Origin of the sequence: Actinomyces sp. S4-C9, from assembly GCF_000758775.1 — a bacterium.
GTDB classification, from domain to species: Bacteria; Actinomycetota; Actinomycetes; order Actinomycetales; family Actinomycetaceae; genus Gleimia; species Gleimia europaea.
Map to the genome: position 1 here is coordinate 34,008 of NZ_JRMU01000002.1, position 21,797 is coordinate 55,804.

At 58.2% G+C, this 21,797-nt stretch carries 21 protein-coding genes; 6 read left to right on the forward strand and 15 right to left on the reverse strand.

The features are described 5' to 3' along the window. Positions 1–6 precede the first annotated feature (6 nt). Positions 7–696, forward strand: a complete 690-nt coding sequence (locus tag HMPREF1628_RS01135) for an exonuclease domain-containing protein (protein ID WP_034506836.1) — start codon at positions 7–9, stop codon at positions 694–696. A 56-nt stretch (positions 697–752) separates the two neighbouring features. Here HMPREF1628_RS01135 and guaB read toward each other — a convergent pair whose 3' ends face one another. From guaB to HMPREF1628_RS08560, 4 genes are all read right to left on the reverse strand, one after another. Then, positions 753–2,258: an IMP dehydrogenase gene (guaB, locus tag HMPREF1628_RS01140; RefSeq protein ID WP_156956809.1), complete on the reverse strand. Its 1,506-nt coding sequence runs from the start codon at positions 2,256–2,258 to the stop codon at positions 753–755. A 167-nt stretch (positions 2,259–2,425) separates the two neighbouring features. After that, positions 2,426–5,425 (reverse strand): alpha-mannosidase, encoded by a 3,000-nt coding sequence (locus tag HMPREF1628_RS01145; protein WP_034506841.1) that lies wholly within the window; start codon positions 5,423–5,425, stop codon positions 2,426–2,428. 100 nt (positions 5,426–5,525) lie between these two features. Then, entirely contained in the window at positions 5,526–6,779 is a 1,254-nt protein-coding gene (locus tag HMPREF1628_RS01150) for an AGE family epimerase/isomerase (protein ID WP_034506844.1), read from the reverse strand. A gap of 34 nt (positions 6,780–6,813) precedes the next feature. Continuing rightward, complete coding sequence (locus HMPREF1628_RS08560) at positions 6,814–7,752, reverse strand: MerR family transcriptional regulator (protein ID WP_052038744.1); 939 nt, start codon at positions 7,750–7,752, stop codon at positions 6,814–6,816. 205 nt (positions 7,753–7,957) lie between these two features. On the opposite strand from HMPREF1628_RS08560, the gene HMPREF1628_RS01160 reads away from it, so the two are divergent. Then, positions 7,958–8,251 carry a WhiB family transcriptional regulator gene (locus HMPREF1628_RS01160; protein ID WP_034506846.1) on the forward strand — a complete coding sequence of 98 codons (294 nt, stop codon included), beginning with the start codon at positions 7,958–7,960 and terminating at the stop codon, positions 8,249–8,251. A gap of 71 nt (positions 8,252–8,322) precedes the next feature. Here HMPREF1628_RS01160 and groES read toward each other — a convergent pair whose 3' ends face one another. After that, positions 8,323–8,619 carry a co-chaperone GroES gene (groES, locus tag HMPREF1628_RS01165; RefSeq protein ID WP_016444087.1) on the reverse strand — a complete coding sequence of 99 codons (297 nt, stop codon included), beginning with the start codon at positions 8,617–8,619 and terminating at the stop codon, positions 8,323–8,325. 156 nt (positions 8,620–8,775) lie between these two features. Between groES and HMPREF1628_RS01170 the strand changes: the two genes are divergently transcribed. Further along, positions 8,776–10,035 (forward strand): class I SAM-dependent methyltransferase, encoded by a 1,260-nt coding sequence (locus HMPREF1628_RS01170; RefSeq protein WP_034506849.1) that lies wholly within the window; start codon positions 8,776–8,778, stop codon positions 10,033–10,035. Between the two features lie 43 nt (positions 10,036–10,078). Further along, positions 10,079–11,263 carry a glutamate--cysteine ligase gene (locus HMPREF1628_RS01175; protein ID WP_052038745.1) on the forward strand — a complete coding sequence of 395 codons (1,185 nt, stop codon included), beginning with the start codon at positions 10,079–10,081 and terminating at the stop codon, positions 11,261–11,263. A gap of 98 nt (positions 11,264–11,361) precedes the next feature. Here the strand turns inward: HMPREF1628_RS01175 and HMPREF1628_RS01180 are convergent, their stop codons facing one another. After that, positions 11,362–11,601 (reverse strand): helix-turn-helix domain-containing protein, encoded by a 240-nt coding sequence (locus tag HMPREF1628_RS01180; protein ID WP_034506852.1) that lies wholly within the window; start codon positions 11,599–11,601, stop codon positions 11,362–11,364. Then, positions 11,591–12,184: a DUF2975 domain-containing protein gene (locus HMPREF1628_RS01185; RefSeq protein WP_034506855.1), complete on the reverse strand. Its 594-nt coding sequence runs from the start codon at positions 12,182–12,184 to the stop codon at positions 11,591–11,593. Before HMPREF1628_RS01185 ends, HMPREF1628_RS01180 begins: the two co-directional genes overlap by 11 nt. A gap of 212 nt (positions 12,185–12,396) precedes the next feature. Here HMPREF1628_RS01185 and HMPREF1628_RS01190 point away from each other — a divergent pair, with 212 nt between their 5' ends. Beyond that, the gene (locus HMPREF1628_RS01190) at positions 12,397–13,071 is read left to right on the forward strand and encodes a DUF3159 domain-containing protein (protein WP_034506859.1); all 675 of its coding nucleotides are present in this window, start codon (positions 12,397–12,399) and stop codon (positions 13,069–13,071) included. On the opposite strand, the gene tsaD is transcribed toward HMPREF1628_RS01190, so the two are convergent. After that, complete coding sequence (tsaD, locus tag HMPREF1628_RS01195) at positions 13,048–14,094, reverse strand: tRNA (adenosine(37)-N6)-threonylcarbamoyltransferase complex transferase subunit TsaD (protein ID WP_102217999.1); 1,047 nt, start codon at positions 14,092–14,094, stop codon at positions 13,048–13,050. The genes HMPREF1628_RS01190 and tsaD overlap by 24 nt on opposite strands. A gap of 93 nt (positions 14,095–14,187) precedes the next feature. On the opposite strand from tsaD, the gene HMPREF1628_RS01200 reads away from it, so the two are divergent. Next, positions 14,188–15,003, forward strand: coding sequence for a Cof-type HAD-IIB family hydrolase (locus HMPREF1628_RS01200; RefSeq protein WP_034506862.1), 816 nt, complete (start codon positions 14,188–14,190; stop codon positions 15,001–15,003). A 78-nt stretch (positions 15,004–15,081) separates the two neighbouring features. Here the strand turns inward: HMPREF1628_RS01200 and HMPREF1628_RS01205 are convergent, their stop codons facing one another. The 7 genes from HMPREF1628_RS01205 to alr all read right to left on the reverse strand — a co-directional run bounded on the left by HMPREF1628_RS01205 (position 15,082) and on the right by alr (position 21,794). Beyond that, positions 15,082–15,825, reverse strand: coding sequence for a succinate dehydrogenase/fumarate reductase iron-sulfur subunit (locus tag HMPREF1628_RS01205; RefSeq protein ID WP_034506864.1), 744 nt, complete (start codon positions 15,823–15,825; stop codon positions 15,082–15,084). Then, positions 15,822–17,798, reverse strand: a complete 1,977-nt coding sequence (locus HMPREF1628_RS01210) for a fumarate reductase/succinate dehydrogenase flavoprotein subunit (RefSeq protein WP_034506866.1) — start codon at positions 17,796–17,798, stop codon at positions 15,822–15,824. The genes HMPREF1628_RS01205 and HMPREF1628_RS01210 overlap by 4 nt, the downstream gene beginning before the upstream one ends. A gap of 10 nt (positions 17,799–17,808) precedes the next feature. Further along, a complete protein-coding gene (locus HMPREF1628_RS01215) occupies positions 17,809–18,513 on the reverse strand; it encodes a succinate dehydrogenase cytochrome b subunit (RefSeq protein WP_034506869.1) in 705 nt (234 codons plus the stop codon). 292 nt (positions 18,514–18,805) lie between these two features. Then, positions 18,806–19,393, reverse strand: coding sequence for a GNAT family N-acetyltransferase (locus HMPREF1628_RS01220; protein ID WP_034506871.1), 588 nt, complete (start codon positions 19,391–19,393; stop codon positions 18,806–18,808). Continuing rightward, on the reverse strand, positions 19,390–20,058 hold the full coding sequence (gene tsaB / locus HMPREF1628_RS01225) for a tRNA (adenosine(37)-N6)-threonylcarbamoyltransferase complex dimerization subunit type 1 TsaB (RefSeq protein WP_034506873.1): 669 nt from the start codon (positions 20,056–20,058) through the stop codon (positions 19,390–19,392). Before tsaB ends, HMPREF1628_RS01220 begins: the two co-directional genes overlap by 4 nt. Next, a complete protein-coding gene (gene tsaE, locus HMPREF1628_RS01230) occupies positions 20,055–20,576 on the reverse strand; it encodes a tRNA (adenosine(37)-N6)-threonylcarbamoyltransferase complex ATPase subunit type 1 TsaE (RefSeq protein ID WP_034506876.1) in 522 nt (173 codons plus the stop codon). Before tsaE ends, tsaB begins: the two co-directional genes overlap by 4 nt. Before the next feature lie 27 nt (positions 20,577–20,603). Further along, positions 20,604–21,794, reverse strand: coding sequence for an alanine racemase (alr, locus tag HMPREF1628_RS01235; RefSeq protein ID WP_034506878.1), 1,191 nt, complete (start codon positions 21,792–21,794; stop codon positions 20,604–20,606). Between the last annotated feature and the right edge of the window lie 3 nt (positions 21,795–21,797).

Sequence of the window (21,797 nt, forward strand, 5' to 3'; positions counted from 1 at the left end):
GGATCCATGTCTTGGATTGCCGGCCCGTTCGTGGGTTTTGATACGGAGACTACGGGGGTTATTCCAGGTAGGAGCCGGCTCGTTACAGCCTCGATTATTTTTCGAGGTGAGGACGGCGATGAGGTTTCGAATTGGCTGACTGATCCGGGTGTTGAGATCCCCGAAGCTGCTCAGAAGGTGCATGGGATAAGCACCGCGTATGCGCGCGAGCATGGGCGTCCTTACCCTCAGGTGTTGGAGGAGGTCGCGCAAGTTCTGACCCGCGCGCTCGGCAACGGTATTCCCGTGGTGGCGTTTAACGCAGGGTTTGATCTGGGCCTGATGGAGGCCGAGCTTGCCCGCATGCAACTACCCACGCTAACGCAGCGTTTAGGTGAGATCCGCCCGGTCATTGACCCGCTGGTACTCGATCGCGCACTTGTTCCCAGGCGGCGCGGTAAGCGTACCCTGGCAGACCTGATGGAGGCCTACGGCGTTAGTGCCGATGAGTCTTTGCACGACGCGGAGGTGGACACGCGCGCAACTTTAGATCTGCTGGAGCAAATGATTCGCAAGCACCCTCGCCTGGCCATGTACAGCCTGGACAGTCTGCACGAGTACCAAAAGCAGGCGCACGCGGTTTGGGCCGCTGATTTTGAGGCTTTCTTGCATAGCAAAGGCCGGGAAGCCAATATCAACCGCACCTGGTTGATTTAGCTTCCCGGCCTGCTTCTACGCTAGTTCAGCTTAGCTGCCAAGCGATTCTTAGCCCGCTACCCCTCGTTGATGTGGTAGTTCGGGGCTTCTGACGTGATCTGAATGTCATGCGGATGCGACTCGCGCAGGCCCGCTGAGGTTACGCGAACAAACCTACCGTTCTCCTTCAACTTCGCAATCGTGGGCGCGCCGAGGTAGAACATCGACTGGTGTAGGCCACCAACCATCTGGTAGATCACTGCGGCTAGCGAACCCGAGTAGGGCACCTGGCCCTCAATACCTTCGGGAACGATCTTGTCATCCGAAGACACGTCCGCCTGGAAGTAGCGGTCCTTCGAGTAGGACTTGCGTCCGCGCGAGCTCATTGCACCAACGGAACCCATACCGCGGTAACGCTTGTACTGCTTACCGTTGGTGAATACGAGATCACCAGGAGATTCCTCGCAGCCGGCAAGCATGGAGCCAACCATCACGGTGTTAGCGCCCGCAACGAGGGCCTTCGCAATGTCACCGGAATACTGCATACCACCGTCAGCGATGAGCGGCACACCCGCCGGCTTGCAAGCTAGCGATGCCAAATAGATCGCTGTTACCTGGGGGACGCCAACGCCTGCTACCACGCGCGTGGTGCAAATAGAGCCGGGACCTACGCCCACCTTCACCGCGTCCACGCCCGCGTCGATCAGTGCCTGCGCGCCTTCGGTGGTGGCAACGTTTCCGCCAATAATGTCGATGCCAGCAAAACGCTCATCGGACTTGATCCGGCGAATCATGTCCAGCGCCAACTGTGCGCCGCCGTTTGCGGTATCAACAACGAGGACGTCTACGCCTGCTTCCGCGAGCGCCACTGCACGATCCCACGAGTCTCCCCAGTAGCCCACTGCTGCGCCAACTAGAAGGCGACCCTCCGCGTCTTTTGCCGCGTCCGGGTATTGCTCGGTTTTAACGAAGTCTTTAACGGTGATGAGGCCGGCTAGGCGCCCCTGGTCATCAACGATGGGGAGCTTCTCAATGCGATTCTTAGCGAGGAGTGCTTTCGCATCTTCGCGACCGATCCCAACGGGCGCGGTGATAAGCGGCGTGGGAGTCATGTGTTGTTCTACCGTTGCGGTTGCCCATTCGCTCGGAGGAATGAAACGCAAGTCACGGTTGGTGATGATGCCGTGAAGCTTGCCGTCCTCGTCCACAACGGGCAGGCCGGAAACTCGGTAGTGGCCGCACAGTTCGTCTAGCTCCTCGATGGTGGCTTCCTTGTGGATTGTCACTGGGTCGCTAACCATGCCGGATTCGGATCGCTTAACCTGGCGCACCTGCTGCGCCTGATCTTCGATCGACAGGTTTCTGTGCAAGATGCCAATGCCGCCCTGGCGAGCCATCGCAATAGCCATGCGCGCCTCGGTAACGGTGTCCATTGCCGCGGACAGCATCGGGATTTTAAGAGTGATGTTTTTTGTTAGCTGCGCAGTCGTATCAACCTCGGAGGGCACAACGTCTGTGATTTCAGGCAGTAACAAAACGTCGTCATACGTTAGGCCGGTAAGGGAAAAAGGATTATCAATCATTTCGCTCACGCGACCAGTCTAACGCAGGGCGCGCGATGGTCTCACCCGCGCCCGCATAGTGACAAAACTTCTTATCGCCCAAAATCCGGCCGGCGTAGAGCTTGCCCGCCGGACGCAGTTAACCTCCTCCGCCTCGAGGCGGGCCAGCCTCTTGCTGGACTCAGGCCTCAATTGGCGAGATTCACCCTGAGGGTTGCAATCTCAAACGGGTCCAGATTGAACTCGAACGCACCCGAAACTTCACGCACCTGCACACCCAGGTCCGAGTCTCGGTAGCGCAGATCTTGGCCGCGCACGCTCGCGGCTTCGGGCCAGACCAGGCGTGCAACGGCGCGGCCGCCACTCGCCTCGTATGCGCGGACAATCACGTCACCGGAGCCATCGTCTACCATGCGGACCGACTCCACTACGGCGCCATCGAGGGTGAACAGTGGGCTGATCTGGCCGGGCACCTCGCGCTGGCCAAGGTTCAGCATTTGAGCAAGCGCCACCGCCTGTTCAATGGATGCGGCGGGAACGAGCTGGAAGTTCCACTCGTGCATGCCTCGATCTTGATGCGGGTCGGGGAAGCGCGAAGCGCGGGCCAGCGATGCACTAACTTCGCTCCACGTCCCCCGCTTCCCACTGGAGTGGCGCGCAACGCTCCACCCGTACGTGGCGTCGTTGGTGATAGCCAGGCTGGCGTTCGTATCTGCCAGGCGCAGCCAGCGGTGTGCGCTGACCTCAAACTTGTAGGCCTCCCACGAGGTGTTCTCATGAGTTGGACGCGTAATGTAGCCCATTTGCGTCTCGTACTGCGCGTGATCGGTGTGGATGTCGACCGGCATGGCAAGCTTCAAAATCTTCTCACTCTCATGCCAATCCAGGCGTACGTGTACGTCCAGGGCGCGCGATCCGGGTCGCAAGCTCCAAGTAACCTCGGCCTTCGAGTTAGAGAACTCGGCTGTTGTACGCACTCTTGCGGCGCCGTCAGTGCTTTCAAAAACAGCGTTATTTGGCACAATCACCTGCTTGGATCCGCGATAAAACGGGTCCAGATCCCACGCGTCCCACTCATTGGGGAAGTCTTGGAATAGGTACAGTTCCCCGCCGCGTTGGCCGGCCGGCACATATTCGCGCCCCGTTTCTTTCTCTACCAGCGAGGTCAGCAGACCCTCCTCGTCAAACTGGGCCCGTAGATATTCATTTTCGAGCAGATGCCCTCGTACCTGTACCGGCGCCGCCTCAATTGGGGCGACAGCGGAAAGGGCAGGAATACCGTAGCCGGTAAAGCTAGAAGCATTAGTTAGTGCCGGGGTTTCGTCCTCGACAAGTGCCGCGAGCGAGCGGGCGATAATAGCTTCAAGGAGCTCTTGCACACGCTCATAGATGGCCGAAACTTCGCGGTAAACCCATGCAACGGAGGTGCCGGGCAGGATGTCGTGGAACTGGCACAGCAGCACGTCACGCCACACAGCTTGCAACTGTTTGTGGGGGTATTCCACACCTGCCCGCACGTTTGCCATCGTGGCCCACAGCTCGGCCTCGCGAAGTAGCGATTCGGCGCGGCGATTATTGCGCTTGGTTTCAATCTGAGAAGTGAATGTGCCGCGATGCAACTCAAGGTAGAGCTCGCCCACCCACACGGGCGGATTCTTGTACTCGGCCTGGGCGCGTTCAAAAAACTGCGCGGGTGACTCGATGACGGTACGGGCAGCGCCAGCCAAGTCAGCAAAGCGTTTGATTCGCTCCATCATTTCGCGAGTGGGGCCGCCTCCCCCATCGCCGTAGCCAAACAGTAGCGCCGAGCTGTTGGCGCGCCCCTTGTCCTTATAGTTCGAGGCGGCGTGGGCAAGGTTTTGCCCAGTAACCTCCGAACCGTAGGTGTCTGCGGGCGGGAAGTGCGTGAAAATGCGCGAACCGTCAATCCCCTCCCACATCAGAGTATGGTGCGGGAACGTATCAACTTGGTTCCACGAGATTTTTTGAGTGAGGAAACGGTCAATCCCAGCAAGCCGCGCAATTTGCGGAAGCGCGCCCGAGTAACCAAACGAGTCGGGCAACCAGATCTCTTCGCACGTGGCCCCCAGTTCAGATTCGAAAAAGTCCAGACCTTCGGTTAGCTGGCGGCACATTGCTTCACCGCCGGGCAAAACCGCGTCCGGCTCCACCCACATGCCACCAACCGGAACGATAGCTCCGGCCTCCACCTGCTTCCTCGCCCGCGCAAACAGCTCCGGGTCTTCTTCTTTCAGCCACGCCACGTGCTGCGCGGCAGGAAGGGCGAAAATCAGGCCCGTTCCGTCCTCGATAAGTCGCACCACGTTCGCGATAGTGCGTGTAACCTTGCGCCGCGTTTCACGGATGGGCCAAAGCCAAGCCGAGTCGATGTGCGCGTGGCCCATTGCTGACAGACGATGTGCATTCGCGTAGGCCGGCGTGGCCAGAATCGACTTCAAAACCTCAGATGCGGCGCTCGCCGTGCCCGCTACGTCATCAAGATTTATGAGGTCGAGGGCATCGCTCATCGCCAGCAAGATTTTCCAACCCCACGGGTCGTCTTCTGCAGTAGTTTCTGCCAGTTCCACAAGCACAGATAGGTCCATTGCGAGGCTGTAAACGTCTGCTCGCAGTATCGCGAGGTCTGCACGTGCCAGCCTGTACTGTGGCTCATTCCCACTGGTGAGCTTGTCGCCATCCTCGGTCACGGGGAACAGTGGGAGCGGGAGGATAAATGGGTTTGCGACAGCTTCCACATAGAACACGTGGGACCCCGCGCCGGGCACAGGAATCCAGTTATTGCGCGGGTTGAGGGCTTTTACAATCTGGCCGCTCTCGTTGCGCACAAGCGCCTCGCACTGAAAACCGGCAAACTTATCCAGCCAGCCGAGGTCAAACACAACCTCTAGGCGATCCTCGCCCTCTAACGTGAGGGGCGCAGCGTCAACCTCCAGGCGGAACCACACGGTCTCCCACGGCTTGCCCCACACTGCTCCAACCTCAATCGGTTTATACGAGGCCGCCTTCGCCTGCTCAAACGGGACGGGTTCGCCAACTGCGTCGCCGCAAGCCGGAACCACCCAGTGGCTAACTGACACGTCGGCTACCGCCTCGTACTGGGCGGGGATAATCCTTTCGCGCAGCGTACGGCGGGCGCGATTTAGCAGAATTTCGCGATTGTCGTGCATGGAACCTCCACAACTCGTCGTTGAGCGGCCTTCACCCTACCACTTATGCGCAGGGCTCCCCCTCTGATTCTTTCGCTCTTCTTGGCCAAGCGGCGGCCTTTTACGCGATCGCTTCCTTGATTGCGCGCGCAAACGTGGGCGCAAGCGGAAGCTCGGGTAACAGCAGCATTTGCGCCACGTGATAGGCGTCCGGTTTGCCCGGCCAGGTCACGGTGGATGGCTGATTGTTCTCATCTAGCTCATGCCACCAGCGGCCCGGCTGTTCAATCAGGTAGCGCTCGCAGTACTCCCACCAGGCCTCAGCGCGAGCTTTCAGATCTTCTGCCTTCTTAGCGTCGCCGGCCGCAAACCCTTCGTTTCCTTCAAGGGCGTGCGCCAGCGTCACGGCCGCCCCGATCGCTTCACATACCACCCAGTGCATGCGCTCGCGCGCCACGGGCGTGCCGTTTTGATCAATGGTGTACACGAATCCGGGGGCGCCGTCCGCGTTCCACCCGTCCGCTACTGCGCGGTCAAACAGTTCGAGGGCGCCCTCTAGCATCCAGTGCGGCACTTTTTCTGCGCTACGCGCCAGCTGCGCCCCAGCGTGTACGGCAAGGCGAGCCCACTCAAACCCGTGCCCCGGTGTGAAACCGAACGGACGGAACGGATCCTTGGGCCGATCCCGGTTGTAGTCCGGTAGCACCTTCCAGTTCTCATCGAAATGCTCGGGCACGCGCCATTTGTTCTTCGAGGCTTCCTCAATAACCCAGTTGAGTATGGCCACCGCACGGTTTAGCCACTGTCTCTCATCCGTCGCGTCATATGCGGCCAGGTAGGACTCAACGGTGTGCATGTTCGCGTTAACACCGCGATACTTCTCGCATTCCACGAACTCGCGGTCATAGCTTTCGCGTACCTTCGCCTGGTCGCCCTCCCACCAGAACTCGTCTTGCACCGAGAGCGCTAGATCGAGCAGGTCCGAGGCGCCCTCGATACCCGCAATTTTTGCCGATGAGGCCGCTAACACCACAAACGCGTGCGCGTACGCCATTTTGGTGTCATCAACAATCTGCACGTTGTCCGCGTCATGCCCGATGGCTGAGAACCAGCCTGAATACTGCTGGTCGTAGAAGTATGTGGCCAGTGCTTTCACGCCGTGGGTGGCCAGCACATTTGCTTCGAGGTCGCCCATCATTGATGCCAGTGAGAACACGTGCGTCATGCGGCAGGTGATCCAAAGTTCTACGGGGCGCGAGGAGTCAACGGTGCCGTTTGCATCCAGGTAGCCAAATCCGGTTGGCACCTGGGAGCCTTTTGCGAAATCTATTAGAGCATCAAACTGCGCGGCGCGCGTATCCGAATCGAAAGTCATCTGGCATTACTCCAATCAAAGCAGAGGAATAATATTAGTTAACCCCAACGCTTTCAGGGATGGAGCAGTTTCGAGCTGAATCCACGGCTTCCTCCACGCATGCGGTGAGTGTGCGCAGGCGCGTGGCACCCGGGGCGGAATCCAATGGGCAGTGCCGGCCAACCAGAATCAGGTTTGAGCACTCATCGTCCACGCCCTCGATAACTTTTTCATCGGATGAAAGCAGGCCGATGAGGATGAGGACGTGCGCGCCAAAACTGTCGCGGTATTCTTTGATCGCTTCACTAACGTCTTGGGGGCAGATGTCGGGGCCTTCCGCTGGCGCGGTGACGGGGACGATGCGGGCGGGCACTCCCTCCCATTCGAGGGCCACGCCCACAATATGGGCGCGCAGTTCATGTGCGGCATCGCAGACAATGAGTACGGGGCACGCGTCCGGGAATCCTGCGGAGTGTTCCGGCGCTTGCTTGGCTACCTGATACACGGCATACAGTGTTGCCTGCGTGATTAGCGACCGGGGGGCGATGCCGGGCTTGTCCCCTTTGGGCGGATAGTAGGTGCCTCGCATCGCGGGGCCAATGTACTCGTGCCAGGTATGGAGCAGGCCATCTCGGGAGATCAACACGTCAAGATTGCGCTGGAGGGAGTTGAAGTCGCCTCGGCGCGCGGTGTCAAGGATTGACTCAACCGTAATTGCAGCTTCACTATCGGTGAGTACTTCATCGGAAGATTTGATCGCTTGCGCGGCATCCGAGGGGAACACGCCGGAACGGACTAGGCGAACCATTTGTTCAAGCCGCTTGAGCTCAATCTCGTTATACCTTCTGCGTTTGCCCGGTTCGCGTTTTGGCCCTAGCCCGTAGCGGCGCTCCCACGTACGGATCGTAGACGCGGAAACTCCCAGGCGCTGCGCAACCGTTGCGATGGTTAGCGGCGCGGGATTCATGTGCGCGCTTAGATCAGGGCGGGGCATTGTTCATCTCCAGTTTGGACAATTTCCAGAAAAGTTTAAGGTACATCACCTATTAATATTGTTACGCCCGAAGAAGCGAAGCGCCACCGGAGCCTAACTTCTTAAAAGTTTCGAACAATATGCGGAAGGGGCTTGAACAACTTTTGCATAACTAATAATATAGGTTCTGGTCGCAGACAGAGGCGATATGAAAGGAAGCAGAAGGATGACAGATATCTCCAGGCTTCCCGGTCCCGTAGCGGATCGGTGGGATTGGCAATACCTCGGCGCGTGTCGCGACATGGACACAGAACTTTTCTTCCATCCGGAAGGTGAGCGCGGCTCAACTAGGCGTCGCCGTGCGGAAGCAGCCAAAGCAATTTGCGCCTCTTGTCCCGTACTTGAACAGTGCCGCGAGCACGCCCTGCGCGTACAGGAACCATACGGCGTATGGGGCGGCTTGACCGAAGAAGAACGGCGCGAAATTATTAACCGCAAGAAGCGCTTCCGCGTAGCATAAACGCAGGTAGCTTAAGCATCACAAAAAGCATCCCACGCCAATGGCGTGGGATGCTTTTTCAGAAGAGCTAGTTACTTCTCAACGATCGCGAGGACATCGCGAGCCGAGAGAATCAAGTACTCCTCACCGCGGTACTTAACCTCGGTGCCGCCGTACTTGGAGTAGATAACAACGTCACCTTCGGAAACATCCATCGGAACGCGGTTACCATTGTCATCGACACGGCCCGGACCAACTGCAACAACGGTGCCCTCTTGCGGCTTTTCCTTCGCAGTATCAGGAATAACAAGGCCTGAAGCCGTAGTCTGCTCGGCCTCAACCTGCTGGATCACAATACGATCCTCAAGTGGTTTAATGGAGATCGACATTGGCCAACTCCCTTTCACATTCGTAGTTGAACTGCACGCATTTGCTGCATCCGCCGTCGCGGGTGGTCGGATACGGTAAGCGTTACATATACAAGATTAGATCCTCGATTAGCACTCTTGCAAGCTGAGTGCCAAAAAACTGGATGAAGGAGCCTCGTGAGTGTTTCTCCCGTTGAACTGGTTCTAAGGCCACTCCCCTGGCAGGTTTTGAGTGACCTGCAAGAGATCCCCGAATCTGAGCGAGAAAGCGCCCTCGCAAATTTTGAGCTTGAAGCGGGAGAACGCGCGGCTGTGCTCACGCAGCTGACCTTGCGCAGGCAAGCCGAAGATAAGTTGGGCGAGTTTGCGCGCGCCATGATTTTCACGCGCGACGGCCTTGAACAGGCAACGAGGTTGCAGGTGGCTGCGATGCACGCCGCCCGGTTCAAGGACGCGGGAATCACCACGGTTGCGGACCTAGGGTGCGGTATTGGCGTTGATTCCCTGGCGATGGCCAGCCTGGGCTTGCGCGTGCATTCGTGGGATATTAACCCAGAGGCCGTCGCCTGCACCAAGGTTAATCTGCGCTTTATGCCCGATTGCGAGGCCAACCTGGGGGATGTAACCACCATCGATATTGAGCATTTGATCAGCGAGGGCGTGCAGGCAATCTTTGCTGATCCGGCCCGGCGCACGGGAGCTGCAGCTGGCGGGCGGCGCATCAGCTCCCCCGAGGAGTGGTCCCCCTCCCTCCCTACCGCGCTGTCTTGGCGCGAGCCGCTTCGTAAGGGCGGTTTTGATGCGCTCGGCCTCAAGGTTGCACCCGGTTTGGCATACGAGCACATCCCCTCTGATTTTGAGGCCAACTGGGTTTCCGTGGACGGGCAGCTACTGGAGGCGGGCCTGTGGAGCCCGGCGCTACAAAGCCACGGTCCGGGCCGCTCCGCCACAGTAGTTAGAGGTAGCGAAGCGTTTACTTTCAGGCAGGCTTGCGACCCCTCGGAGCCGGCCAAGCAGTTGGAAAGTGCGGGCCTGGGAAAGTATTTGTGGGAGCCTGACCCCGCGATAATTCGCGCCGGCCTCATCGCCCAATTTGTAGACAACACGGCGCTCGAAGGCCCGATTTCGCCTTCTATTGCCTACCTGACCTCAAACGAGATCGTTGCGGAGAAGGAAGCTAACGCGCTTAGTGGATTCGAAGTGCTGGACGTGACGCAGCTGCGACCGAAAGCCATCTCGAAGGCACTGCGCTCCCTCGAGCCAACCAGCGTGGAGGTCAAGAAGCGCGGTGCGGACATTAACCCCGCGGCCCTCCAAACGGCCTTGAAACGCATTTTGACACCCCGAACTGCGGATCACAACAACCCCATTACCGTTATTGCCACACGGGTTGACGGGCGTCACCAGGCAGTCACCGCGCGCCGCCTCAACCTTTAAACTAGGCTCGTAACAGAGAGCAAGCGACCAACATAGGATAACCATGCATTTCAACGAGTCCGAGCGCGGCCTGATTGGCGTGGAGTGGGAACTCCAAATGATCGATAAGGACACGGGCGACCTCAGACAAAGTGCCGATGCCGTCATGGACATCGTGGAGTCTTTGGGCGACGTGCCAAACATCCACCGCGAAATGCTCCTAAACACCATTGAGATCACGTCAAAACCGCGCCGCCACGCCTCCGAATGTTTGGACGACCTGCTTGAGAACATTGCGATCATCCAGCCGGTGACCACGCCGATGCGCATCGACCTGGCAACCGCGGGCACACACCCCTTTGCGACCCCCGCATACCAGCGCGTTACCGACACGGGCCGCTACAACGACCTCGTGGAAAGAACGCAGTACTGGGGCAGGCAAATGCAGCTGTACGGCGTGCACGTGCACATTGGCATTGAGGATGCCGCCAAGGTTCTGCCCATCCTGAATGCCCTGCTCACGCGGTTTGCGCACCTGCAGGCGCTGTCTTCTTCCTCGCCATACTGGGCGGGCGAAGACACCGGGTACGCGTCTAACCGCGCCATGTACTTCCAGCAGCTACCCACCGCAGGCATTCCGCGCCAGTTTGAGAAGTGGGATGACCTCGAGCGTTACGTTGAGGACGTGACGCGAACCGGCATTATCAGCGACTTCTCTGAAATTCGCTGGGATATTCGCCCCTCGCCAAAGCTGGGAACCATTGAGATTCGCGTTTTTGACGCAGCCACGAACATTCGCGAGGTGGGCGTGCTTGTTGCCCTCACGGCCACGCTGGTTGAGTACTATTCGCGCATGTACGACCGCGGGGAAGAACTGCCCCGTATTCCCGACTGGTATGTAGCGGAAAACAAGTGGAGGGCATCGCGCTACGGCATGGAAGCCAACCTGATCATTGACGAGGCCGGCAACCAGGAAGACGTGATAACCACGATCCGAAACATGCTTCCCGAGCTACTACCCATTGCCGAGGAGATCGGTTGCCGCGACGAGCTTGAGCATATTCACGAGATTATGCGCATAGGAGCGGCCTACCAGCGGCTCAGCATTGCGGCTGCGCGACACAAGGACGGCCCGCGAGCGATGGTTGAACTTATGCAGGCCGAGTTCAAGGCCGGCCACCCGATCGACCCGCTTACCTTCCTGGCCAGCAAACCCAACGAGCTCAAGAAAGAAGCGCGCAGGCAGTAGCGCGGACTCGGCGCTTTAAGCCGCGAACTAAAACTGCAGCTAGCTTACCGTTGTAACGGCGGGATTGACCGCCTCGACCCTAACCGGACCTCGGTTAGCTAACCGAGTTTTGGCGGGCTAACCGAACTTGAGGATGTCCCCGGCTGGCACTGGAGGACCTCGCAGATTGCGCTGAGCGTAGAGAACCGAATCGCGCGTGCCTTGCCCGTTTTTAGAATCGACAAGTTAGCCATCGTGATTCCCGTGGCCTCTGACAGCGCGGTGAGCGTCATCCCTCTTTGCGAAAGCACAGCATCTAACGTCACCTCAACGCGGTGCGGCAATGGTTTAGACGACATAGTCGAGCTCCTCCCGCATGCGCGCCCCCTGCCTAAACGCCGCCCACAGCGCCAGCGCCAACACTCCTGCAAAGAACAGCGCCATGGCAAGCAGCGGCTTCTCCCCCACGACGAGAGTGCCGGACCCAGGGTGCACGGCCTCTTGGAACGCAATCAGGTCCTGCTGCAGGGCAGACCTAGCCGCATCGGAGACAAAACCACAGATAATCCCACCTAGCGCGAGCACTATGCCGGTCACCCCCATAAGCCGCACGGTGCGCCTCTCAAAAGCGTGGCCCCTGCTGATTGCTCGGATAACCGCGGTACCAATAACGAGGCCGGCCGCAATCACTACGGCAACAAGCGCGGCCTCAGCAATAGCAAGCTGAATGCTAGTGGCAGAGACGTAGCTCAGCGGAACCTCCGATTCGCCCTGCAAACAGAAATTCGGCAAGTCGCAGGCGCTAATTGGAGCGCCTCCAAACAAGCGTTTCCCACTTGCCAGTTCAATAACCGTCACCGCCTGACCGGCAATCACCAGTAGCGACAGCACCCACACCAGTGCAACCGCGAACCAGAACGGCACTTTTTCAAGTCGAGACACCACAACCTCCTTATTGTTTATCGATATTATTGTTTAACGATAAATCCAGGTGGCATCAAAGTCAATAGCACCAAAAGAACAGTTACTCACACTAACTGGGCACTGTCGCTACTCAAGTTCATGGCACTACGTCATTAAAACCGCAGAATGTAGGCGTTTACTCGCGGTTCAAACTATCCTTTCTGTGGCTGACATAGACACAAAGGGGAAACATGACCGCCGCGCAAGAGCTCACGCCCACGGAACCGAAGAAGAAGAGCGGCCTGGCCGCCATCAACGAAGACGAGTTTGACGCCCTCACCGTCATTGGAGGCTGGCGCGTTATCGTTGAGGCCGTTACCCCCACGATCATTTTCCTTGTTGGGCTGAACCTCACCGGAGACTACTTGCTCCCCGCGGGCCTGGCTCTTGGTTTCACGTCGATCGCCGCGCTCATACGCCTGATTCAGCGACTCCCCGTGCGCCCTGCCCTCATCGGAGTGCTCAGCATGACCGCCTCGGTATTTGTGGCGTGGAAAACCGGACAAGCCGTCAACGTGTTTGCCATCTCCATCTTGAAGAACACGTTCTACGGCTCACTCCTGCTGATCTCCATCCTGGTGCGCTGGCCGCTACTCGGCGTCATGCTCGGAGCAGTGCGCGGAGAGAAAACCCGTTGGCGTAAAGGTGAAGAGTGGAAGCTCACCCGCCTGCGCTACTACCAGATCACGTGGATATGGTTCTTCGTGTTCGTTGCCCGCCTCAGCGTTCAAATCCCGCTCTACTTCACCGATAACGTGCAGTGGCTGGCACTCATGAAGCTGTCTTTGGGAATGCCCGCGGACGTCGTAGCCGCGTACTTTTCTTGGAGGCTTTTGCGTACGCTACGCCATCGCCATCTCGTCTAGCGACATCTGCGAATCCGGCGAGAACTGCAAGGTTGAGGGCTCCACGCCGTTTCGCACCAGCTGCGAACCCATTGCCGCGATCTGCGCCCCATTGTCCGTGCAGAAACGGATCGGCGGAATTCGAACCTCGACGCCAGCCGCATTTGCACGCTCAGTCAAAAGTTCACGCAAGCGCGAATTCGCGGAAAACCCGCCTCCAACCACAATCGTCTTCACATCGTGGTCAAGCGCTGCCTGAACAGCCTTAGCCGTCAGCGAATCATTCACGGCCTCACTAAAACCAGCGCAAATATCAGCCTTGCTGATCGACTCACCGCGAAGTTCCTTGGCCTTCACGTAGCGCGAAACCGCGGTCTTCAAACCCGAGAAAGAGAAGTCGTAGCGGTAGCGTTCCTTGTCGCGCCCACCCGAAAGGCCGCGCGGGAACTTAATCGCTTCCTTATCGCCCTGCTGGGCCAACCTATCCACGTGCGGGCCACCCGGATACGGCAGTCCCAGCAGGCGGCCAACCTTGTCGAATGCCTCGCCGGCCGCATCATCGAGCGTGCCGCCCAGCTCGCGCACATCGGTTGCAATGTTGTTTACGAGCAAGAGGTTAGAGTGCCCGCCCGACACAACCAGCCCAATGAACTTATCTGGAAGCGGCCCGTGCACCAGCTCATCAACAGCCAAATGCCCCAGCACGTGATTCACCCCGTACACTGGCACGCCCAAGGAGGTGGCCAGAGCCTTACCAGCGCAAATCCCAACCGTTAGAGACCCCACCAGCCCGGGCCCTGCCGCAACAGCCACAGCGTCCACGTCTGAAAGTTGAACTCCGGCCTCGTCTAATGCGGCTTCAAGAGTGGGTAAGAAAGACTCCAGGTGTGCGCGCGAGGCTATCTCGGGAATAATGCCGCCGTAACGTGCGTACTCGTCCATCGACGTGGCTGTACGATCAGCCAACAGCTGCCCGCCGCGAACCAGCGCCACGCCAGTTTCGTCACACGTCGACTCAATACCTAAGACCAAAGCATCTTTCATTTCCATCACCCCAAGCATTCTAAACCCTGAGCGGCACAATCCCACACCAAAGCCTATTGCCTGCCCGCTCCGTTAGTGTGAGACGATAAAAGTATGAAGAGATTAGTATTCCTCGACCTTGATGGAACCGTTGTTACCCAGCATCAAACCGTCCCCGATTCTGCGCGCGAAGCGCTTCAGAAGGTGCACGATAACGGGCACACCCTGTGGATTTGCACGGGCAGGTCAGCACCCGAGATCTATCCGTGGCTGTGGGATCTAGGCTTTCAAGGATTCATTGGCGCAAACGGCGCTCACGCCCGCTTGGACGGGAAAGACCTTTTCGATCACCGGCTTTCTAAAGAGTTCATAGAGGAGGCGGAAGCTTACTTCCGCGAACACGGCATCGTGAGCCTGTGGCAAACCCCGGATGGTCTCTACCCTGCTGAAGGGTTTATGGAAATGTTCTTCCAGGCCACTCCCGAAGCGGTTGAGCGGTGGGGCGCCTACATTGACCAGGTCACCCCGTACGTCCAGAAAGGACTTCCAGCGGGCTCATCTAAAGGGATGATTACCATTCCCTCAACCTCGAACCTAACGATCGAAGACGTTAACAAACACCTTGGCCCGCAGATCCTCATCATTCCCGCTTCGGTTGATACCGGCGTGGCAAATACGGGAGAGGTGATGCTATCTGCGTACAACAAGGGCACAGGACTTAAAGAGGTGGCCGAAGTGCTTGGCTTCCCCATTGAGCAAACCGTAGCTGTTGGAGATGAACTGAATGACCTGCAGATGGTTTCCACCGCCGGCATGGGCATCGCCATGGGCAACGCCGTTCCAGAAGTGAAAAAGGTAGCGGATTTTGTCTCTACCCACATCGAAGAGGATGGCCTCGCAAACGCCCTCAAACACGCAGGCCTGTACTAACCGCTGCACTACAGCAACAAAAAGGTGGCTTCGAGATAATTCTCGAAGCCACCTTTTACTTGGCCAATACGGCTTGGGTTACACGCCCTTCAGGACGGCCTTTCCAAGCTGGCGGTTCAGCGTAGAAATAACATCCAGCGGGATCTGCTTCGGGCAGACAGCCGCGCACTCACCAATGTTCGTGCACGTGCCAAAGCCTTCCGCATCATGCTGGTTCAGCATGTTCTTCACGCGCATAAGGTTCTCCGGCTGGCCCTGCGGAAGCAGGTTCAGGTGCGTGACCTTAGCCGAGGTGAACAGCATTGCCGAAGCGTTCGGGCAGGCAGCCACGCAAGCACCACAACCGATGCAAGCGGCGGCCTCGAACGCGCGGTCGGCGTTCTGCTTTGGAACCGGCGTAGCGTGAGCGTCCGGAGCCGCACCCGTGTTCACGGAAATGTAGCCACCGGCCTGAATAATGCGGTCCAGAGCCGAGCGGTCAACAACCAGGTCCTGAATAATCGGGAATGCGGTTGCTCGCCACGGCTCGATGGTGATCGTGTCACCATCGTTGAACGAACGCATGTGGAGCTGGCAGGTGGTGGTGACCTCCGGGCCGTGTGCAACGCCGTTGATTACAACGCCACACTGGCCACAGATGCCCTCACGGCAGTCCGAGTCGAATGCGATCGGCTCTTCGCCAGCCTCGAATAGTTCCTCGTTGAGGATGTCCAGCATTTCCAGGAACGACGAGTCTTCCGACACGTTGTGTACCTGGTATTCGTGCATCGCGCCAGCATCTTCGGGATTGGCCTGGCGCCAAATCTTAAGGGTGATGTTCACTTGTAACTCCGCTGCTTAAGCTCGATGTTGTTGTAAATCAGGTCTTCCTTGTGCAGGGTCGGAACGCCGTCGGCGCCAAACTCCCAGGCAGCCACGTAGGTGAACTTGTCGTCATGACGAAGTGCTTCACCTTCAGGCGTCTGGTGCTCTGCACGGAAGTGGCCACCACAGGACTCCTCGCGGTGCAATGCGTCAATACACATCAGTTCACCCAGCTCGAGGAAGTCGGCAACGCGGCCGGCCTTTTCCAAAGACTGGTTCATCTCGCCCTTGGTCTTACCCGGAATGCGCACGTTGTTGTAGAACTCTTCGCGAAGCTCGCGAATCATTCCAATAGCCTTCTTAAGGCCTTCCTCGTTACGCTCCATACCGCAGTACTCCCACATGATGTGGCCGAGTTCCTTGTGGAACGAGTCAACGGAACGGTTACCGTCGATCGACATGAGCTTGTCGATACGAGCCTGCGTGGAATCCAACGCCTCCTGAACGGCAGGCGAGTTCTCGTCAAGCTTGTCGAAGCCGAACGCACCAGCGAGGTAGTCGTTAATCGTGTTCGGAAGAACGAAGTAGCCATCGGACAGGCCCTGCATGAGCGCGGAAGCACCCAGGCGGTTAGCACCGTGATCCGAGAAGTTAGCCTCGCCAGCTACGAACAGGCCCGGCAGGTTGGACTGCAGGTCGTAGTCAACCCACAGGCCGCCCATCGTGTAGTGAACAGCCGGGTAGATACGCATTGGAACTTCGTACGGGTTGTCGCCAGTGATGCGCTCGTACATGTCGAACAGGTTGCCGTACTTAGCGGAAACCGCGTCCTTGCCCATGCGCTCAATAGCTTCTGCGAAGTCTAGGTAAACGCCGCGTGCAACGCCGTTGATCTCCGGGCCCACGCCGCGGCCATCGTCACACATGTTCTTCGCCTGACGCGAAGCAATATCACGCGGAACGAGGTTACCGAACGACGGGTAGATGCGCTCCAAGTAGTAGTCGCGATCCTCTTCCGGAATATCGCGCGGATCCTTCTTGCAGTCCTCAGCCTTCTTCGGAACCCAAATGCGACCGTCGTTACGCAGCGACTCTGACATTAGCGTCAGCTTTGACTGCTGGTCACCGTGCTGCGGGATGCAGGTTGGGTGAATCTGCGTGTAGCAGGGGTTACCAAAGTAGGCGCCCTTGCGGTGTGCACGCCAAACAGCCGTACCGTTACAGCCCATCGCGTTGGTGGACAGGAAGAATACGTTGCCGTAGCCGCCCGTTGCCAAAACAACAGCGTCCGCCGTGTAGGTCTCCAGCTCACCCGTTGCCATGTTGCGGGCAACGATACCGCGAGCGCGGCCGTCCGAAACAATGAGCTCAACCATCTCGTGGCGGCGGTGCTCCACCACCGTGCCCGCTTCAACCTGACGTTCAAGCGCCTGGTAGGCGCCAATCAAGAGCTGCTGGCCTGTCTGGCCACGAGCGTAGAAGGTACGCGATACCTGCACGCCACCGAACGAGCGGTTATCTAGCAGGCCGCCGTACTCACGAGCGAATGGAACGCCCTGGGCAACACACTGGTCGATGATGTTTGCCGAAACTTCAGCGAGACGGTAAACGTTGGTCTCGCGAGCACGGTAGTCGCCGCCCTTGACGGTGTCGTAGAACAGGCGGAATACCGAGTCGTTGTCGTTGCGGTAGTTCTTCGCAGCGTTGATACCACCCTGCGCAGCAATGGAGTGTGCACGGCGGGCGGAATCCTGGTAGAAGAATGCGTCAACGTGGTAGCCCATTTCGCCAAGCGAAGCAGCTGCAGCGCCACCTGCAAGACCGGTACCTACGATGATCACCTTGAGCTTGCGTCGGTTAGCCGGGTTCACGAGTTTTGCGTTGAACTTACGGGTTTCCCAACACTGCGCTAGGGGCACATCCAAGGGTGCCTTGGTGTCCGCGATTTTCTCGCCTTCGCGGTAGAGGCCGTGGATAAGCTGATCAGTCATTTCACGTTCCTCAAGAAATAAAGCCGAATGCGATAGCGACCGGCGGCAGCATGAACATCACGAACACGATTGCAGCAACAATGCCACCGATTACAACGGTGACGTGCTGAGTGTTACGACGGAGCCAGCCCATGGACTGTAGAGCCGACCAAATGCCGTGACCGATGTGCATTGCAAGGGTTCCAACAAAAACGGCGTACAGGACAACGAGGGCCGGGTTAGAGAAGGCTCCAACCATCCTCATGTACGGGGACATCTCGCTTGCTTCGAAGCCAGCGGGAATCGTTGCCGTGGTGAAGTGGAGAATATGGAACACAATCATGAACAGCAAGATCACTGCGGATACGCGCATGGTGCGCGCAGCGTAGGAGTCTGCAACGTTCTTCTTAACCGAGTAGCGGTCGGCGCGTGCCTTCTTGGAAACATACCAGGTGTGGAACGCGGCGAGGATGTGCACGAGTGCGAACAGAATCATCGCCGTGCGGAATATAACGATCAGTCCACCTTCAGGCAGTAGCGGATAGAAGGCGTCACCCTTCAACCAGTGAGCGTAGTGATCGTACGCCTCCTGGCCGAGGAACATCTTCAAGTTTCCGTACGCGTGGACGATAACGAACATGACGAAGAAGAGGCCGGAAATTGCCATTAGTTGCTTCACGAACACGTTCGTGTTCCAGGCGCGGCGCTTCCTCGTTTCGAGATTTTTATTGGCCATGTATTCAAGGGTACATACGTGAAACGCAGCTCATGTCGTATACGATCGTCACGCCGGTGCAGGACCCTCGCACATATTCCTACTTTTGGGCTATATGGCGCGAATTAGCGGGCTTTGTTCTGCCACCCCGACCGAGAGGTTTGAGGCCACTTTGCGCCTTGTTAACGTCATAAAAATATGTCTATTAGGCAACACTTGGGTTTCATAATGACCGATCGTCATCAAACCTGTCGCCACCAACTGGTTTTTACGCATTACGAGATTGCAATTGGGGCAGTGTTCACCTGCCCACCTATAGGCCCAGCTCCATCACGACGGCTTCTTCGCTGGGTGCGCGATAGTAGCGCGGAATCCTTGCGATCTGCTTGAAACCGCGCAATCCGTATAACCCGATCGCGCTGGCATTAGATGCGCGGACCTCCAGCATCACACCACTAACCCGGCGCTGTGAGCGCTCTATGCCCGCCACGGATTGGCTGACATCCTCGCTCGACGTATCGCTAGCACTGGCAGGATCTGCCATCGCGCGATCACCCTCCAAAGGCATCAGGTAGTGCACCTGGCTCGGCGTGAAAAACCGGGCGCTTCTAAGCACCTGCAACAGGTGATCGAGTAATGCGCCTGCTATCCCCCGGCCCCGGTATTCTGGTAGCACGCCTATGGTCAGCACATCGGCCACCTCGTTTATGGAAGCCCCCGCGGCGGCAATCAGCACGTCGCGGGCAAACATTCCAAAGTGGATGCGATTTGGGCTAGAGAGCTCCGCGATCCAGCTGGCGCGGCTCCACTGGTCGGCTTTTGGAAAAACCTGCTGTTCAAAGTGCAGCACCTGTTCTAAGTTCGCCGCGGTTAAAACCACCGGGGCGGGATCCAGGCTCACTTCTTTTCGCCGTGAATATCCGGGCGGCGCAGATACTGCGGATCTACCGGAAAGTCCTCCACCCCATTTTCAAGGCGAGCGCGCACAATCCGCGCAGCCACAGCCACGTCAAAACCTTGAGCGTCGCGAGTGCTCGGCAAAGCGTCGGAGTAAATCTGGCAGGCCGGGCCCGCGAACTCAACGCCGCTACCTTGGAACTTATTGGCCACAAAATCTGCGGTGTTTACGGCAGGGCCTTCAAGTATCTCAACGTCGTTTGGGCCAGCTGCGCGCACGTGCGCCCAATACACCTCGTGACGGCGAGCATCGGTCACCACCACAATCTCGGCGCCTGCGGGCATGTCATCTAGGTAAGAGCGAGCCAAAACCTCGAGCGAACCAATCCCGCGCACGGGGATCCCAGCCACGCGGCCAATTACTCGAGCGGTTACGAGGCCCGCGCGAAGCCCCGTGAATGGAGCCGGCCCGGTACCGACGATCACCTGATCCAGGTCCGACTCTTTTGCTGTCTTGCCAAGCCCCGCCTCACTGATCGAAAGCGAGATAAGTTCGGCAAGGCGCTCAGCGTGAGCGCGAGAGTTGGGCTCCGTACTTACCGTTGTCCCGGCCTCGGTTACAACCGCAACTACCGCGCCGCCGGAGGTATCAATGCACAGGTCTTTCATGCGTATGCTCCCTCAACTGCCTCGCGAAGCGTTTCTTCAAGCGCGTCCTCACCGGTCCAACGCGGACCAACCGGGTTGAAAGTGACCTCACGAATGTTGGAATCAGCGTGCTCCAAGTTTTCACTCAACTCGTCCACGGCGACCGGATTCTTAAAAGTCACTTCAAGGCGGTTCGGGGAAAGCGACTCGGTTTTACCTTCGCCCCACTCAACCACAAGAACGGACTCCTCCAGCGCGGTGTCCAGATCCAAAGTTTCTAGATCGTCAAGATCCTTAATGCGATACGCGTCCACGTGCACCAAATCCGGATCGCCCTTATGCACGCGCGCAATGATGAACGTGGGGGAAGCAACGCGGCCCTTCACGCCCATAGCGCGGCCAAGCCCCTGCGTGAACGTGGTCTTACCCGTCCCCAAATCGCCGGTGAGCATAATCATGTCGCCCCCGCACACAAACCGGGCAAGAGCGGCCCCCAAGCTACGCGTATCATCCGCGCTTCTTGCAGTAATCGTAAACATGGTCTTCCTTTACGTATCAGCGCCGCTCTAAGAGTACGCTCTTGGCACGCGCGCACCCAACCGAGTAATGATCTCGTAGTTGATAGTGCCGCACGCCTGCGCCCAATCATCCGCAAGCGGACACCCGGGCGTGGTTTTTGAGTTGGGATTGCCAAACAGCACCACGGTGTCGCCGGCCCGGGCGGGCGGCTCGTTTTCCTCCGCGGGCCCAAGGTCGATCACAAACTGGTCCATGCACACGCGCCCAACTACGTGCGTGTCGATCCTCCCCGCCTGCGTATAGACGCTGACCGGGCCTTTGCCCGCAGCATGGCGCGGGATACCGTCCCCATATCCAAGAGGAACCAGGCCGAGCCAGCGATCCGTGGGAGCAACCCACTGTCCTCCATATGACACGGTTTGACCCCGCGGGACGCGCTTGACCTGCACCAGGTCAGCCTTCAACGTCATCACCGGTTGCAACCCCAAGTCCAGCGAGGGCGTATTCTGCGGGTCTGGCGAAAGTCCGTACAACCCAATGCCGTCTCGCACCATGTCGAAATGAGCGTCCTCATGCCAGATCTGGCCCGACGTTGCCGCAAGGTGGCGCTCAAAACCGGCCAGGCCAGCCTCTAAAGCCGCCTGCACTGCCTCGTTAAAAATCTTGATTTGAAGGTCGGTGGCCCGCTTGCCTTCCGCACCGGCTTCGTCCGCGCGCGCCAAATGCGACCACACGCCCACGATCTTCGCGTGTTTTGCCCTGCTTGCCGCGAGCGCGAGGGTGGGGAACTCGGTTGGGACCGCTCCTCCGCGCCCCATCCCCGTGTCCACCTTCAGATGAATACGAGCTGGCAAACCTTGACTCTCTATCAGGTGAAGCTGGTCCAGGTTAGACACGGACAGTTCAATGCCAGCTTCAATCGCTTGGCGAATGGCAGCTTCGTCAGACACTGGCAGGATCCAACTGAAAATACTGACCCCATCAATGCCTTCTTGTTTGAGGAAACTACTGAGATCAAGAGCCTCGGCAAGCTGGGCGATACCCAAAATGTCGTAGCCTGCTCGGGCAAGCGCGCGGGAAACCTCGTGGCTACCGTGTCCGTAGGCGTCAGCTTTCACAATCCCCAGGTGGCGAGCCTTCGGAGCGAAACAGCGCATGCGCGCGGCATTTGCCACAAGCGCGGCAACATCGACCTCGACAACCGCCGGATAGTGCGCTAACTGTTCACTCACTGTCATTCT

Excerpts from the sequence above, each read along its gene's own strand:
- HMPREF1628_RS01150 (WP_034506844.1), bottom strand. The coding sequence starts at position 6,779 with ATGACTTTCGATTCGGATACGCGCGCCGCGCAGTTTGATGCTCTAATA.
- alr (WP_034506878.1), bottom strand. The coding sequence starts at position 21,794 with ATGACAGTGAGTGAACAGTTAGCGCACTATCCGGCGGTTGTCGAGGTC.
- HMPREF1628_RS01175 (WP_052038745.1), top strand. The coding sequence starts at position 10,079 with ATGCATTTCAACGAGTCCGAGCGCGGCCTGATTGGCGTGGAGTGGGAA.
- HMPREF1628_RS01215 (WP_034506869.1), bottom strand. The coding sequence starts at position 18,513 with ATGGCCAATAAAAATCTCGAAACGAGGAAGCGCCGCGCCTGGAACACG.
- HMPREF1628_RS01190 (WP_034506859.1), top strand. The coding sequence starts at position 12,397 with ATGACCGCCGCGCAAGAGCTCACGCCCACGGAACCGAAGAAGAAGAGC.
- HMPREF1628_RS01145 (WP_034506841.1), bottom strand. The coding sequence starts at position 5,425 with ATGCACGACAATCGCGAAATTCTGCTAAATCGCGCCCGCCGTACGCTG.
- tsaD (WP_102217999.1), bottom strand. The coding sequence starts at position 14,094 with ATGAAAGATGCTTTGGTCTTAGGTATTGAGTCGACGTGTGACGAAACT.
- tsaB (WP_034506873.1), bottom strand. The coding sequence starts at position 20,058 with ATGAAAGACCTGTGCATTGATACCTCCGGCGGCGCGGTAGTTGCGGTT.
- HMPREF1628_RS01200 (WP_034506862.1), top strand. The coding sequence starts at position 14,188 with ATGAAGAGATTAGTATTCCTCGACCTTGATGGAACCGTTGTTACCCAG.
- HMPREF1628_RS01160 (WP_034506846.1), top strand. The coding sequence starts at position 7,958 with ATGACAGATATCTCCAGGCTTCCCGGTCCCGTAGCGGATCGGTGGGAT.
- HMPREF1628_RS01135 (WP_034506836.1), top strand. The coding sequence starts at position 7 with ATGTCTTGGATTGCCGGCCCGTTCGTGGGTTTTGATACGGAGACTACG.
- tsaE (WP_034506876.1), bottom strand. The coding sequence starts at position 20,576 with ATGTTTACGATTACTGCAAGAAGCGCGGATGATACGCGTAGCTTGGGG.
- HMPREF1628_RS01210 (WP_034506866.1), bottom strand. The coding sequence starts at position 17,798 with ATGACTGATCAGCTTATCCACGGCCTCTACCGCGAAGGCGAGAAAATC.
- groES (WP_016444087.1), bottom strand. The coding sequence starts at position 8,619 with ATGTCGATCTCCATTAAACCACTTGAGGATCGTATTGTGATCCAGCAG.
- guaB (WP_156956809.1), bottom strand. The coding sequence starts at position 2,258 with ATGATTGATAATCCTTTTTCCCTTACCGGCCTAACGTATGACGACGTT.
- HMPREF1628_RS01180 (WP_034506852.1), bottom strand. The coding sequence starts at position 11,601 with ATGTCGTCTAAACCATTGCCGCACCGCGTTGAGGTGACGTTAGATGCT.
- HMPREF1628_RS08560 (WP_052038744.1), bottom strand. The coding sequence starts at position 7,752 with ATGCCCCGCCCTGATCTAAGCGCGCACATGAATCCCGCGCCGCTAACC.